This is a genomic window from Vibrio sp. (genome assembly GCF_048266485.1).
GTDB lineage: Bacteria > Pseudomonadota > Gammaproteobacteria > Enterobacterales > Vibrionaceae > Vibrio.
In genome coordinates this window covers 1-14,280 of sequence record NZ_JBLWZK010000022.1, presented here as the reverse complement: position 1 = coordinate 14,280, position 14,280 = coordinate 1, and the positions used below count along the sequence as shown (strand labels likewise).

The 14,280-nt window shown below is 41.5% G+C and carries 10 protein-coding genes, 1 tRNA gene and 1 rRNA gene; 6 read left to right on the top strand and 6 right to left on the bottom strand.

Annotated elements, in window-relative coordinates:
- Positions 1-42: 42 nt before the first annotated feature.
- Both rrf and ACN0T8_RS15450 read left to right on the top strand, forming a co-directional pair.
- Positions 43-158 (top strand): 5S ribosomal RNA (gene rrf / locus ACN0T8_RS15455).
- A gap of 56 nt (positions 159-214) precedes the next feature.
- Positions 215-305: transfer RNA gene (locus tag ACN0T8_RS15450), tRNA-Ser, on the top strand.
- Positions 306-863: 558 nt separating this feature from the next.
- Here the strand turns inward: ACN0T8_RS15450 and ACN0T8_RS15445 are convergent.
- The 4 genes from ACN0T8_RS15445 to hemC are packed head-to-tail and all read right to left on the bottom strand — an operon-like array spanning position 864 to position 4,828.
- Positions 864-2,045, bottom strand: coding sequence for a heme biosynthesis protein HemY (locus ACN0T8_RS15445; RefSeq protein WP_417881494.1), 1,182 nt, complete (start codon positions 2,043-2,045; stop codon positions 864-866).
- Positions 2,045-3,142, bottom strand: coding sequence for a uroporphyrinogen-III C-methyltransferase (locus ACN0T8_RS15440; RefSeq protein ID WP_417881493.1), 1,098 nt, complete (start codon positions 3,140-3,142; stop codon positions 2,045-2,047). The genes ACN0T8_RS15445 and ACN0T8_RS15440 overlap by 1 nt, the downstream gene beginning before the upstream one ends.
- The gene (locus ACN0T8_RS15435; RefSeq protein ID WP_417881492.1) at positions 3,132-3,893 is read right to left on the bottom strand and encodes a uroporphyrinogen-III synthase; all 762 of its coding nucleotides are present in this window, start codon (positions 3,891-3,893) and stop codon (positions 3,132-3,134) included. Before ACN0T8_RS15435 ends, ACN0T8_RS15440 begins: the two co-directional genes overlap by 11 nt.
- Positions 3,893-4,828: a hydroxymethylbilane synthase gene (gene hemC / locus ACN0T8_RS15430; protein WP_417881491.1), complete on the bottom strand. Its 936-nt coding sequence runs from the start codon at positions 4,826-4,828 to the stop codon at positions 3,893-3,895. Before hemC ends, ACN0T8_RS15435 begins: the two co-directional genes overlap by 1 nt.
- Before the next feature lie 249 nt (positions 4,829-5,077).
- Between hemC and ACN0T8_RS15425 the strand changes: the two genes are divergently transcribed.
- Entirely contained in the window at positions 5,078-7,618 is a 2,541-nt protein-coding gene (locus ACN0T8_RS15425) for a class I adenylate cyclase (protein ID WP_417881490.1), read from the top strand.
- An 85-nt stretch (positions 7,619-7,703) separates the two neighbouring features.
- On the opposite strand, the gene fadA is transcribed toward ACN0T8_RS15425, so the two are convergent.
- Positions 7,704-8,873, bottom strand: a complete 1,170-nt coding sequence (gene fadA / locus ACN0T8_RS15420; RefSeq protein WP_417881489.1) for an acetyl-CoA C-acyltransferase FadA — start codon at positions 8,871-8,873, stop codon at positions 7,704-7,706.
- Positions 8,874-8,897: 24 nt separating this feature from the next.
- Entirely contained in the window at positions 8,898-11,063 is a 2,166-nt protein-coding gene (fadB, locus tag ACN0T8_RS15415) for a fatty acid oxidation complex subunit alpha FadB (protein WP_417881488.1), read from the bottom strand.
- Positions 11,064-11,280: 217 nt separating this feature from the next.
- Between fadB and ACN0T8_RS15410 the strand changes: the two genes are divergently transcribed.
- From ACN0T8_RS15410 to hemG, 3 genes are read left to right on the top strand one after another with little or no spacing between them, the layout of a single operon-like run.
- Positions 11,281-11,901, top strand: a complete 621-nt coding sequence (locus tag ACN0T8_RS15410; RefSeq protein ID WP_417881487.1) for a YigZ family protein — start codon at positions 11,281-11,283, stop codon at positions 11,899-11,901.
- A 45-nt stretch (positions 11,902-11,946) separates the two neighbouring features.
- A complete protein-coding gene (locus ACN0T8_RS15405; protein WP_417881486.1) occupies positions 11,947-13,404 on the top strand; it encodes a TrkH family potassium uptake protein in 1,458 nt (485 codons plus the stop codon).
- Positions 13,405-13,410: 6 nt separating this feature from the next.
- Positions 13,411-13,929 carry a menaquinone-dependent protoporphyrinogen IX dehydrogenase gene (hemG, locus tag ACN0T8_RS15400; protein WP_417881485.1) on the top strand — a complete coding sequence of 173 codons (519 nt, stop codon included), beginning with the start codon at positions 13,411-13,413 and terminating at the stop codon, positions 13,927-13,929.
- Positions 13,930-14,280: the final 351 nt, after the last annotated feature.

Here is a 14,280-nt window from a genome sequence, read left to right as displayed (position 1 = left end):
TAGCATTGCAACGGCCTTATCAAATTAGCCGTAACAGTTTTGCTTAGCGACAATAGCACTTTGGACCCACCTGATTCCATGCCGAACTCAGAAGTGAAACGAAGTAGCGCCGATGGTAGTGTGGGGTTTCCCCATGTGAGAGTAGGACATCGCCAGGCTTTGAATTAAGACTGAAAAGTCAAACATTATTGGTTTACCATTAATGACAATTTGTGGAGGGATGGCTGAGTGGTCGAAAGCACCGGTCTTGAAAACCGGCAAGGGTTAATAGCTCTTCTAGGGTTCAAATCCCTATCCCTCCGCCACTATTAAGAAAGCCCACTAGTTATCTAGTGGGCTTTTTGCTATCTGTTATTATAGAATTGAGCGGCGAAACGAAAGCCATCACCAGATTGTGTCTGGATGTATTCTAGTAATGGAATAGAAGCTTTACTCTACTTTCTTATTCGGCAGGGAAGACGACTTCTTTCGAACCGTGATATTGTTGGTATTATTCTTAACAGTGCTCACTAATGAATTAGCTGTAATCGGTAAGTATATTGTTTAGTAGAAACTTTCAACTCTTATCCTCTCCCTCTTTATTATGAAAATCGCATTAATATTTCACTCAAAATGGCGGTTGATCGGTACTCTTATATTCGTCGACTTATATTAAATGTAATAAATAAATAATCACCGGATCTAATAAGAATGCTCTTTGATTTGGCTTATTTGATTTATTGTATTTGCCGTTATTGAGCTTGGTATTAAAGCATTGGTTTGAAATATTGAAACGGCTTTTTTGGGGAGGAATATATGGAGAATAAAAAAGCCAACACTGAATATTAAAGTGTTGGCTTTGGTCGTGTTTAGACTTGGCTGGTTTAAGTTTTATCTATTAAGGATAGTGCTTTACGAGATACCTCACCTGCAGCTTGTTTCATGTTTTGTTGCTCCAATGCATCTGCTAGATAAGAGTAATCGGATATGCTGACTCTTTGCTGAAGAGCTGCTTCAAATGCGTGTTGTGCGTCTTGCCACCTTTGTTCTCGTAAATATAATTGACCTAATGTGCTATTTATCTCTGGGTTATTAGGTTGTTTTTTCGCAAGCCCTTCAAGCATCACCACGGCTGGGTGGGTATCAGGTAAATCAACTTGGGTGATTAAAGTCAGTAGCTTATTTGATGGCGTCTGCTTTATTAAATCACGTAAAATGATATAAGCTTCTGAGTCGCCATTATGTAAGATCAGTTGTTCAACCATCAATTGAACAACGTTGTCGTCTTGCTTAATCTTTTTAGGAAGGTGATTCCAATAAGACAATAGTCCTTCAACGCCTTGTTGAGAGCCGACTTCTTTCATTTTTCCCAGTTGTGCTTGATAAAAAAGCTGATGATATTCTTCATCTGAAATTAGCTTACTTTTCTTTAAGCGCGGTAGTAATTCATCTAATGCTCCCCATAGTTCTAATCCAATATAAGTTTTCTTGAGTAGATTAAGCACTATGGTGTTATTAGGGTAACGACCCTTTAAATGTTCAAGCTGACTATGCGCATCAGCGTATTGCTGATTACGGATCATTTGACGAATTTTAGTCATTTCAACGGCTAGAGAATACCCTTCTTGTTGTTCTGCTAACGCTAGGTACTTTTCTCTTTTTGAGTCATCACCCATTCCTTGCGCTGCTTCTGATGCGATTAAATAGCAAAGTAATGGCATATCATGATGGTTCGCCCAACGAGTGACTTTCTTCTCAGCCGCTTTCCAATCGCCTTCTAGTAACTTAATTATACCTTCATTGGTATAGCGACGGGCTCGTTTTAGCTTACGAATGCTAAACCAGTTCCAGGTGGCGCTGGTTGCTCGTAAGCTTCGTTTGATGATGAACTCTAGAAAAAATAGCGCGGCGAGTGCGGCAATCACAAAGATGACGAGTGTCGTCACGCTCATTTCGGTGGTGGTATTGGCGAACGAAATTAAAACGTAACCTTGCTGATCAGAGAACAAGGTTCCCGCGAAAAGCCCTAAACCTAAAACGATGAAGAGAAAAACAATACGAAACATTATTTATCTCCTTGTCCAATCGTTGAAACTGAGCGGCGTAAACGTTCAGAGATCAGATCAGTTAAAGGTTGTTGAGTTTTAAGTTTGATTGGGTAATCGACGGTAATATTTTTTTCTTGTAGTTGGCGGATTTCTTTTTCAAACTCTTTTACTTTTATGGACTGTTGATTGAAAAATTTATTCGACCACTCTTGAGTAACATTGAGTGATGTTTGATAAATATCGTTATTTTCCGCGTACACTCCTTTAATTGCGGTTTCTAATTTTGCTTTTACATTTTCTTTTAAGTAGAAATGTTGGGTAGGAGATAGGAGTGGAGTGGTGTTACCTTCTCGGGTTCGAAAGGTAATAAAGTGACCGGCAAAGTCTTTTAATGATGTCATTAAATTGGTTTTCCAGTCATTAATATCTTCAGATACCACTTCTTGCTGCTGTTTTTCTTCTTTAGGTAGCAAAGCATTCGCTAGCGGTAGTTTGTCGACTTCTTTCTGTAGGCTGATTAGCTTGAGGATTAACCCTTCTTGATCGATAACCGGTAAAGACTTTAACTGAGTAATGTCATCGGTCATTGCTTCTCGTAAAGTAACCAGACTAGGATCATTGAGCGCAGCAATTCTTTGGTCGGCTGAAATCATTAATTGGGTTGCTGACTCAACATCATGTTCTAAAAATAACTTACGCCCCGCCATTTTGACTAAATAGTCTGCCTCTGCGAGTAGCCAATCGTTAGGGCTGCGACCTTTGATATCCGTGATGGCTAGTTGTAGACTTTTGATACTTTTGCCTTGTTGTTCGGCTTGAGTTTGAAGTTTGTGCTGCAAAGTTGTCGCTTGTTTTTTAATGATTGCTTGATTAGTTTCTAGTTGCTGATTGAGATGGCTATTTAATTGATTAACTTGGGCTTTTAGTTGATTAATGGTTTGTTGGCTTTGGGTGTATTGATAGGCTTCGAAAGCGATCACTGAGCCAGTAAGTAATACCGCAAGGATAATGGCAGCGGTCGCGCGTTTTTGGCCTTTATTTTTTTTCGGTTTAGCTTGAGTCGAAGCACTTACCTCAACCTTAGTGTCATTGGTATTATTATGATTATCTGTCATGTTTTTGTCCTGTGGTAAATGTCTTGCTGAGACAATCCAATAAAACGAGGTTAGCGGCGCTTCCTGTATTGATTATATGTGAAAATCCGAGTTCTTTTGCTTGTTGTTGAATTCGTAAGCTAGGAACGTAAAGATTCAATTGGATTACCCAAGGTAAATATTGCTTTGGTACTTGTGACATAAAAAATGTAAGTTGCTCACCACTTGTTATGACTAAGTGAGAAACAGCTTGCATTTTCCATTGCTTCCATTGGTTTACATCGTCTATTGGTAATGAGTCTCTACGATATATTTCATTGTAATAAACCTCTGCGCCACGTTGTTGTAGTGTCTGTTGTATTAACTCTCTACCACCATTTCCTCGTAGTATCAAAATACGCTTGTTTTTAATTAACTTCAAAGCTGGTAAGTCCAGTAAGTGTTCGCTGTCACTTATTTGAGGGGAAATGACGGGTGACTGGGTGTATCGTTGTAGAAATTCTGCCGTTTTATTGCCGATAGCAAAATAGAGCGGCGTGGTGGGAAATTTTTGTTGATTGAGTTGGAGGGTGTGTTGCGCCCAAAGTACAGCATATTGGCTAACGGCAATCACGATATCAGACCGAGAAAGATCATCGATTAATGATGTGCAGTCTCGGCCTTGCGTCAATTTGATCAGGGGGTGGTGAAGGCTGTTAATTTGCCGCTGTTGCAAACTTAAACATAGCGCCTCACCATCCTGCCCTGGACGAGTGATTAAAACCGTGCTCATTAATCGTAATCTGAGTAGAGCTTTTCTAGGATCTCTTTGGCTCCATTATTTAACAATTGGTTTGCCAGTTGAATTCCTAGTTTTTCTGCATCTTGTCTATGGCCTTGAATCTCGCCACGCACGATTAAGCTACCATCTGGTTCGCCGACCAAACCTCGCAGCCAAATTTGATCACCATCTAACAACGAATAACTGCCGATAGGAACTTGGCAGCCACCTTGTAACGTTAGGTTCATTGCTCGTTCACATAACACGCGATCAGTTGTATCTACATCGTTAAGCGGAGCAAGTAACTTGATTAAGCGATCATCATTGAGTCGACATTCAATACCAACCGCACCTTGTCCTACCGCAGGTAATGACTCTTCAGGTTCAATATAATTGCGGATACGCTCTTCAAGGTTTAAACGCTTTAGACCAGCAGCAGCTAGAACAATAGCATCGAATTCACCAGCGTCCAATTTACTTAAACGTGTACCTACATTGCCACGTAGTTCTTTAATAATAAGATCTGGGCGACGTTCTTTGAGCTGACACTGACGACGTAAGCTGCATGTGCCGACTACTGAGCCTTGCGGAAGATCATCAACGTTTTGATAGTGATTAGAAACAAAAGCATCGCGTGGATCGCCACGTTCACAAATCGTCACTAGACCCAAGCCTTCTGGGAAATCGACTGGTACATCTTTCATTGAGTGAACCGCAAGGTCAGCATGACCTTCTAATATGGCTACTTCTAATTCTTTAACAAAAAGGCCTTTACCACCCACTTTTGCTAATGGTGTATCTAAAATAATATCGCCTTTGGTCACCATGGTAACAAGTTCGACGTCTAGTCCAGGGTGCGCTTGTTGCAAAGCGTCTTTCACGAAGTAAGCTTGCCAAAGTGCTAAAGGGCTTTTACGGGTAGCAATACGAATGGGTGTGGTTGACATAAAGTGACCTTTTATTTCTTAATATTTATCCCTAATCCTATCATTCATTGTATAAAAAACTTACTTTCATAGCTTTATTTTTAGGAAATGAGATAATAATTTGAATTGGCTGATACAGGACTAAAGTGGTACATGTCATCAGATTGTATAATGTTTACCCAGCGCCAAAAAAGTGTTAAATTGATCACGTTTTTAGCCTGTATTGATTTAGGTGCCATCGTTTTATTTTTGTTTCGTTAGGATGTAATCTTGCAAGCATATACCACTATATTAATAGATAGACTAGATAAGCTGAACCAGCAAAGGGTTGAGCGAGCACTATCTATTATGGATAAGCAAAGTCAGCAAGTTTTTCATCTTATTCCCGTTTTATTGCATTTTAATCACCCTGCCCTTCCTGGTTTTAGTTCAGAGCTTACCCCTTTTGGTGTCTGTGACTTCTCTCTCAGCCATTCTCAACTTCAAGCTTTACAAGAATTTGATTTTGATGAAAAGCTCGATTTATCTACTCTCGTTCAGCCTTCGTCTAATCCTGCCGATATTCTTGCTCTTTATACTATGGGCAGTACTTCTTCTGTTGGACAAAGTTCGTCGAGTGATTTGGATATATGGGTTTGTATTTCACCGAGCATGGGGCTAGATGAGCGAACTAAATTAATCAATAAATGCTTATTAGTGACTGAATGGGCACAAAGCCTAGGAGTGGAAGCGAACTTTTTCTTAATGGATGAGACACGTTTTCGTACCAACCAGTCAGAAGAAATGACAGGTGATAACTGTGGTTCTTCTCAGCATTTATTATTACTCGATGAATTCTATCGTTCAGCAGTGCGTATTGCTGGGCAGCGTTTGTTATGGAAAATCGTACCTCCAGAGATGGAGGAGTGCTATGACGAATACGTACAAAAAATTTGTAGTAGTGGTCATATTGATTGCTCGCAGTGGATAGACTTTGGTCAACTGCATCATATTCCGGCAGAGGAGTACTTTGGCTCTAATTTATGGCAATTGTATAAAAGTATAGATTCGCCATATAAATCGGTTCTAAAAGCGATCTTGCTTGAGTCGTATTCATGGGAATACCCGCACCCTCAATTATTAAGTGTTGATACTAAACGTCGTTTCTTTGCTCATGAGCAGAAAGAATACGGTATGGATAGCTATTATCTGATGCTGGAAAAAGTCACTCAATATCTAGAAAGAATTGGTGATAAGCGCCGTTTAGAATTGGTAAGACGTTGTTTTTATCTTAAAACCCATGAAAAACTCTCTCGAGAACCGGGCGCGAATTTTGTTGCTTGGCGTCATTCAGCTTTACAAGACCTTGTGGCGAAATGGGGTTGGAGTGATGAGTTAATCGAGGAGCTTGATAACCGTCGACATTGGAAAGTTGAACAAGTGAAAAAAGTGCATCATGAATTGCTTGATGCATTAATGCTGAGTTACCGAAATCTAATTCAATTTGCTCGTCGTCATGACATCACGTCAGCGATTAGCCCACAAGACATTAGTATCTTAGCAAGAAAACTTTACGCGGCTTTTGAAACACTACCGGGTAAAGTGACGCTACTCAATACTCAAATTTCTCCCGATTTGCACGAACCCAATTTAACCTTTATTCAGGTTCCTGAAGAGCGAGTAAATAAAGCCGGTTGGTATTTATATAAACAATCACTCGATCCTTATCAAATTTTAGGGAGAGCGCCGCTGGAGCATAACCAATATTTAAGTAAGTTGGTGGCTTGGGCATTCTTTAATGGCTTAATTACCGAAGGTACTCACCTTGAAGCGGTTGTTCGCCACGCAGATATTGATATCGATAAGCTCTATCAAATGGTCAGTGATTTGCGTAATACTTTTTCGCTGCGTAAGCGTCGACCAACGATGCAAGCTTTGGCAAGCCCTTGTGAAGTGAGTCAGTTATCGATTTTTATCAATTTAGAAAGCGATCTAACAGCTAAGTTAAAGCCTAATCAGCTTAAGAATGAATTAAAAAATAATGTCGATGTGTTTAGTTTTTCAACAGATCAGCAATGCTTAGTTTCTAGTGTTGATTTGGTTTATCGTAACTCTTGGCATGAAGTCCGTACTCTGCATTTTTCCGGTGAAACTGCGATTATTGATGCGTTAAAAACCATACTAGGAAAAATGCACCAAGACGCATTGCCGCCAGAATCGGTTGATGTTTTCTGTTATAGCGAAAATCTACGTGGCGTTATGCGAAATATGGTGTATCAACTGCTGGCGGAGTGTATTGAGTTACGTTTAAAACCAGTCGAAAATGAAAAACGTCGCCGCTTTAAAGTATTAAAAATTGCTGATCAAATGTACGGCCTTTTCTTTGAACGTCGTGGTGTATCAGTGATGAAGCTAGAAAACTCCATTGACTTCTATAGCAGTATTTCGACGAATAAGCTGCAAGGTTCACCATTACTTAAAGTAGGTAAAAGTCAGGAATTACCACCACCAGATGTGGTTGATGCCTATGCCAGCGAAGGATTAATTCAATTTTTCTTTGAAGGTGATGATGATGGTTTTAATGTCTATGTATTAGATGAAAGTAACCGCGTTGAAGTATACCGGCAGTTTGATGGTAATCGTGATGATATGGTGAGAACGGTGAATCGTTTTTATACCAATAATACCCAAGGGTTTGAATCGGAATCGAAGTGTAATTTCAATTTACCTCAGTATTATCAGATTATTCATCCTGATAGTGGTGATAGTTATGTGGTGCCATATCGTAGTACGACAACCAATTGCTCTAGCAGCGAAATACATGTGAAATAGTTTTGTCGATCTAAAGTGTATAAAAAAGATAAGGGCTACTCGACTTGAGTGGCCCTTGTTGTTTTTGGGTGGAGACTAAAATGATCTAGTCATCGACGCGTTCAAAGATGGTGGCAATACCTTGGCCAAGCCCGATACACATAGTCGCAAGACCAAATTGAACATCGTTGGCTTCCATCAAGTTAATCAGGGTCGTTGAAATACGAGAACCGGAGCAACCTAGTGGGTGACCTAATGCAATTGCACCACCATTTAAGTTTACTTTTTCTTCCATTACATTCAATAAGCCAAGATCTTTGGCACATGGTAGTGCTTGTGCAGCAAACGCTTCATTGAGCTCGATCATACCCATATCTTCAATCGATAAACCGGCACGCTTCAAAGCTTTTTGCGTAGCAGGAACGGGGCCGTAACCCATGGTTGATGGATCGCAGCCTGCTACTGCCATTGAGCGAATGCGTGCGCGGATCGGTAAACCTAACTCTTTTGCTTTGCTTTCGCTCATTACTAGCATGGCTGACGCGCCATCGGATAGAGCGGAAGACGTGCCCGCTGTTACTGTCCCATTAGCAGGATCAAACACAGGGCGCAATTGAGATAGCGTTTCGACGGTAGTTTCTGGACGAATTACTTCATCATAGTCGTATAGCTTTAATGTTCCATCTTCCGTATGACCTTCGGTTGGCAGGATTTCATTTTTAAAACGACCCTCTAACGTTGCAGCGTGTGCACGACGGTGAGAGCGAGCGCCAAATTCATCTTGCGCTTCACGGCTGATACCATGAACTTTGCCTAGCATTTCAGCGGTTAAACCCATCATACCGGCCGCTTTGGCGACATTTTTTGCCAAGCCTGGATGGAAGTCCACTCCATGGTTCATTGGTACGTGGCCCATGTGTTCCACGCCACCAATTAAACAAATCTCGGCATCACCGACCATGATTGAGCGCGAAGCATCGTGTAGGGCTTGCATTGACGAACCACATAATCGGTTGACCGTTACCGCACCGACATTTTTAGGTACGCCAGCAAGTAACGCGGCATTACGTGCAATGTTAAAGCCTTGCTCTAATGTTTGTTGCACACAACCCCAATAGACATCTTCAATTTGAGTCGGGTCTACCTGTGGGTTACGTTTTAAAATTCCTTTCATGAGGTGAGCTGATAGGTCTTCTGCACGGACATGACGAAATGCACCGGCTTTTGAACGACCCATCGGAGTACGAATACAATCGACAATAACTACATTATTCATTTTGTTTTTCCTTATCCAAAGTCGTTAAACAGCAGCCGTTTGACTAGCGTAAAAAGTGTCGCCTTTTTCTGCCATATCCAATAGTAGTTGTGGTACACGATACATTGGGCTTAAGTCAGAATATTGAGACGCTGCTTGGATATAATTTTGTAGTCCAACACTATCTAGGTAGCGGAATACCCCACCACGGAATGGAGGGAAGCCTAAACCATAGATTAGTGCCATATCCGCTTCTTGTGGTGAGGCGATAATGCCTTCTTCAAGGCAGAGTACGACTTCATTGATCATAGGAATCATAGTGCGGTTGATGATCTCTTCATCAGAGAAATCTTGCTTAGTCGCTGTGATGCCTTCAAATAGTGATAGCACACCTTGTTCAAAGATTTTCTTCGGCTTACCTTTACGGTCCACGCTATAAGTATAAAAACCACTGCCATTTTTCTGACCATATTTGTCGGCTTCAAATAGTGCATCAATCGCATCTCGGCCTTCTTTACCCATGCGCTCAGGGAAACCTTCGGCCATCACCGCTTGTGCATGGTGTGCCGTATCGATACCTACGACATCAAGCAAATAAGCAGGGCCCATTGGCCAACCAAATTTACGCTCCATCACTTTATCGATTTGTGTGAAATCTGCTCCGTCACGCATTAACAAGCTAAATCCACCAAAGTAAGGAAATAGAACGCGATTAACGAAGAACCCTGGGCAGTCATTAACCACAATCGGTGATTTACCCATTTGCGCAGCGTAGGCGACAACTTTATTAATCGTGTCTTCAGATGTGTGCTCGCCACGAATAATTTCAACCAAAGGCATGCGATGTACTGGGTTAAAGAAGTGCATACCGCAGAAGTTTTCTGGGCGTTTTACTGCTTTCGCAAGTTGGTTGATTGGAATGGTCGAAGTATTAGAGGCAATGATGGCGTCTTCTTTCGCGTGTTGCTCCACTTCCGCTAATACCGCCGCTTTTATTTTTGGATTTTCAACCACAGCTTCTACTACAACATCAGCTTGTTCAATACCCGCGTAATGTAGGCTTGGCGTAATCGAACTGAGAATTTTTGATAGTTTGAAGCCACCAATTTTTCCGCGTTCCAGTTGTTTGTTGAGTAATTTGGAAGCTTCGGTCATACCTAGATCAAGGGAAGCTTGTGCAATATCTTTCATTAAGACAGGCACACCTTTTGATGCGGATTGATAAGCAATGCCACCACCCATGATGCCAGCACCGAGTACCGCTGCACGTTCAGTCTTTTGTGAGTTTTTACCCGCTTTTTTAGCGATGCCTTTGATGTATTGGTCGTTAAGGAATAATCCAATCAGGGATTGAGCGACTTCCGTTTTTGCCATTTTGACGAAGTATTTACGTTCAATATCTAAGGCTTCATCACGGCTTGAGGTTGATGCTTCTTCTATCGCTTTTACTGAAGCTATTGGCGCTGGGTAGTGTGGACCCGCTTTGGCTGAAATCATGCCTTTGGCCATGGTAAAACTCATCAAGGCTTCTATTTTACTTAAAGACAGTGCAGAGGTTTTTTGTTGGCGACGGGCTTGCCAGTCAACTTTTCCGTCGATAGCTTGTTTTAATGTTGTGATGGCAGAGGTTTCTAGTTGTTCGCTATCTACGATCGCATCGAGTAGACCAAGCTTAATGGCTTCATTGGCTTTTTGTTGTTTAGCGGTAGCTATCATCTCCATGGCATTATCTGCTCCGATAACGCGAGGTAGACGAACGGTACCGCCGAATCCCGGGATGATGCCAAGTTTGGTTTCTGGTAGGCCGATAACAGCCGTGTTATCACCAATACGTAAGTCAGAAGAAAGAATCAGTTCACAACCACCGCCTAACGCAAAGCCGCGGATAGCTGATAAGGTTGGGAAGGGGAGGTCTTCTAGCTTGCAGAAAATATCATTGGCGTATTTCACCCAGTGATCAAGTTCTTCTGCGGGTTTAGCAAATAAGCCGAGGAATTCTTTTATATCTGCACCAACAATGAAAGCGCTTTTATCTGAGCTCAGAATTAATCCGGTGATGCCCGGCTGTGCTTTGATGGCGTCAATCGCTTCATTTAGGGCAGTGAGTGTTTTTGAATTGAGAGTGTTGACGGATCCTTCAGCACTGAAAGTAAGCTGAGCGATACCATCTTGTAATTCTTTTACGTGTAGGGACGTATGTTGGTAAATCATTGTCTATCTCCATGACGAACAAACGGTATTGTTGTAGAGCAACTTATTATCGTTTTTCTCTGGTTTGACCAGGTTGTTACAGTCTTGATCGTGTAATTGTTAACTTCAATAACAATTCAAACAATTGTTTGAAAATTGTGCGCAAGGTCATTTTGTGGACCATCAACAGCTCAATGACGTGTTAAACTGAGGCACTTTATTTTTGAGATCATGTGTTATGAATGAGCAGCCATATTTAATCCCTATCGATCGGGTGATATTTGAAGAGGAAATCAAGAAGAGTCTTTTCATTACTCATATTGCTCACACTCCGACTATAGAAAGTGCGAAAGCCTTTGTTGATGAGATAAAAACTCAGCATGCTTCTGCTCGACATAATTGCTGGGGCTTTGTTGCCGGTAGGCCAGAAGATTCACTACTGTGGGGATTTAGTGATGATGGTGAACCTTCCGGAACGGCGGGGAAACCGATATTAGCTCAATTATCTGGCTCTGGAATTGGTGAGATGACGGCGGTTGTTACCCGTTATTCTGGTGGAATTAAGCTGGGTACTGGCGGATTAGTGAAAGCTTATGGCGGTGGTGTGCAGCAAGCTCTCAAGCAAGTTCAAACTATTGAGAAAAAGATCACCATCCAATTGCAGCTAGGGTTAGACTACTCTTTAATGCCCTTGGTGCAATCTATCATGGCTCAATATCAAGTGGCTCAACTTGATGGAAAGTTTGGGCAACGCATTGACTTACTGGTTGAGATCGATATAAGAGAAGCGGACGTGTTTACACAGACTCTAGTCAATAAAACTGGCGCTAAGGTTGAGATTAAACCGAAACACATATGATCCCCATTTTAAAAGGACTCTGGAAGTTTAGCTTCCTTACTTGATATGCAATTTCGTTCAATTATTCGAATCGTCGGTTTATTACTGTCACTATTTAGCCTCACGATGTTGGCACCTGCGCTGGTGGCTTTATTCTATCGTGATGGGGCCGGTGTGCCTTTTGTTACTACTTTTTTTGTGTTGTTCTTCTGTGGAGGCTTATGTTGGTTTCCCAATCGTTATAAAAAATCAGAACTAAAAGCTCGAGATGGCTTCTTAATTGTGGTTTTATTTTGGGTGGTTATTGGTAGTGCAGGGGCGTTGCCATTTTGGTTATCTCATGATCCTAATATTTCAGTGACGGATTCCTTTTTTGAGTCTTTTTCAGCATTAACTACCACCGGGGCTACTACGATTGTTGGCCTAGATGCCTTACCTAAAGCGATATTATTCTACCGACAGTTTTTACAGTGGTTTGGTGGTATGGGGATCATTGTTCTCGCGGTGGCCATTTTGCCAATCCTTGGCATTGGTGGCATGCAGTTATACCGAGCGGAAATTCCTGGGCCGGTAAAAGATAATAAAATGACACCACGAATTGCCGAAACGGCGAAAGTGCTTTGGTATATTTATTTAAGCCTTACCATTGTTTGTGCTGGGGCATTCTGGTTGGCAGGTATGAGCTTGTTTGATGCGATTTGTCATAGCTTTTCGACAATTGCCATTGGTGGTTTCTCTACTCATGATGCCAGTATGGGGTACTTTAATAGTCCAGTGATTAATATGATCACGGTAGTCTTTTTACTTATTTCTGCGTGTAATTTCTCACTGCACTTTGCGGCTTTTGCTTCGGGAGGTGTACACCCTAAATATTACTGGCGAGATCCTGAATTTCGCGCCTTTATCACGATCCAAACTTTGCTGTTCTTTTTATGCTTTGTCATTTTGCTTCTGCACAGTAATGACTTAACGACATTTGAAACCTTTGATCAGGTGTTGTTCCAGACAGTGTCTATCTCTACGACTGCAGGCTTTACTACGACAGGCTTTTCACAATGGCCACTGTTTCTTCCTGTGTTATTATTGTTTTCTTCTTTTATAGGTGGCTGTGCTGGCTCTACAGGTGGTGGCCTAAAAGTGATTCGAGTGTTGCTACTCACACTGCAAGGAGGGCGTGAACTAAAACGTCTTGTCCATCCTAAAGCAGTCTTCCCTATTAAAGTGGGCGGTAAAGCGCTGCCGCAACGAGTTGTTGATGCTGTATGGGGATTTTTCTCCGCGTATGCATTAGTGTTTGTATTGTGTATGTTGGGACTCATCGCCTCAGGTATGGATGAATTAAGTGCTTTCTCCGCTGTGGCAGCAACACTTAATAACTTAGGGCCAGGGCTCGGTGATGTATCAGTACATTTCGCTAATGTTAATGATGCCGCCAAGTGGGTGCTTATTGTTTCAATGCTATTTGGTCGACTAGAGGTGTTCACACTTCTTATCTTATTTACACCGACATTTTGGAAAAGTTAGGTTTTCGTGAAAAGTACTATTATTTTGTATTCAACCCGAGAAGGGCAAACCCATAAAATTGCACAGTTTATAGCAGAACAAATTGGTAACGATAGTTGTGAATTGGTTGATCTACACCAAGCTGATGATTTAAACCTTAACTTATATAGCAATATCATTATAGGCGCATCTATTCGCTATGGTCACTTTAATAAGAAGCTATACCAATTTATCGAGCAGCATAAAGTGTATTTAACCTCAGCGGATGCGTCTTTCTATAGTGTTAACTTAACCGCTCGCAAACCGGGCAAGGATACGCCTGAGGGGAGTGTTTATATCCAGAAGTTTTTAAAGCGTTCACCTTGGCAACCTAAGCATATTGGTGTGTTCGCTGGTGGATTGTATTATCCACGATACTCATGGTTCGACCGAGTTATGATTCGTTTTATTATGTCTATGACAGATGGTGAGACGGATACCAGTAAAGAAGTTGAATATACCGACTGGGAAAAAGTCGCTCTATTTGCCAAAAAGGTTATTGAATAGCAGACAAAATAGACAGAAAACACATCTTTCGGTGATTTTTTCTTCGAAATGGAAAAAAATCAAAGAAAAGTGAAAAAAGCCCTTGCCAATGTGAGTCAGGTCTCTATAATGCGCCCTCACTGACACGGAGCACACAGCCTAACGGCAGCAACGAGTCAGAGGTCAAAACCTTCTCAAAAAGGTTAGCGAAAAAAGTTTTAAAAAAGTGTTTGACACGAGCTTTTAAATCGCTAAAATGGCCGCCCTGTTCGACGAGACGCACTAAGCGATTTCGATAAGAACAACGCTCTTTAACAATTTAAACCTATCAATCTGTGTGGGCACTCGTTGATGATAATCAAAAAGATTTAT

Bases quoted from the DNA above. Each gene is read 5' to 3' on its own strand.
- ACN0T8_RS15445 (WP_417881494.1), bottom strand. From the start codon at position 2,045: ATGTTTCGTATTGTTTTTCTCTTCATCGTTTTAGGTTTAGGGCTTTTC.
- ACN0T8_RS15440 (WP_417881493.1), bottom strand. From the start codon at position 3,142: ATGACAGATAATCATAATAATACCAATGACACTAAGGTTGAGGTAAGT.
- ACN0T8_RS15435 (WP_417881492.1), bottom strand. From the start codon at position 3,893: ATGAGCACGGTTTTAATCACTCGTCCAGGGCAGGATGGTGAGGCGCTA.
- hemC (WP_417881491.1), bottom strand. From the start codon at position 4,828: ATGTCAACCACACCCATTCGTATTGCTACCCGTAAAAGCCCTTTAGCA.
- fadA (WP_417881489.1), bottom strand. From the start codon at position 8,873: ATGAATAATGTAGTTATTGTCGATTGTATTCGTACTCCGATGGGTCGT.
- fadB (WP_417881488.1), bottom strand. From the start codon at position 11,063: ATGATTTACCAACATACGTCCCTACACGTAAAAGAATTACAAGATGGT.
- ACN0T8_RS15410 (WP_417881487.1), top strand. From the start codon at position 11,281: ATGAATGAGCAGCCATATTTAATCCCTATCGATCGGGTGATATTTGAA.
- ACN0T8_RS15405 (WP_417881486.1), top strand. From the start codon at position 11,947: ATGCAATTTCGTTCAATTATTCGAATCGTCGGTTTATTACTGTCACTA.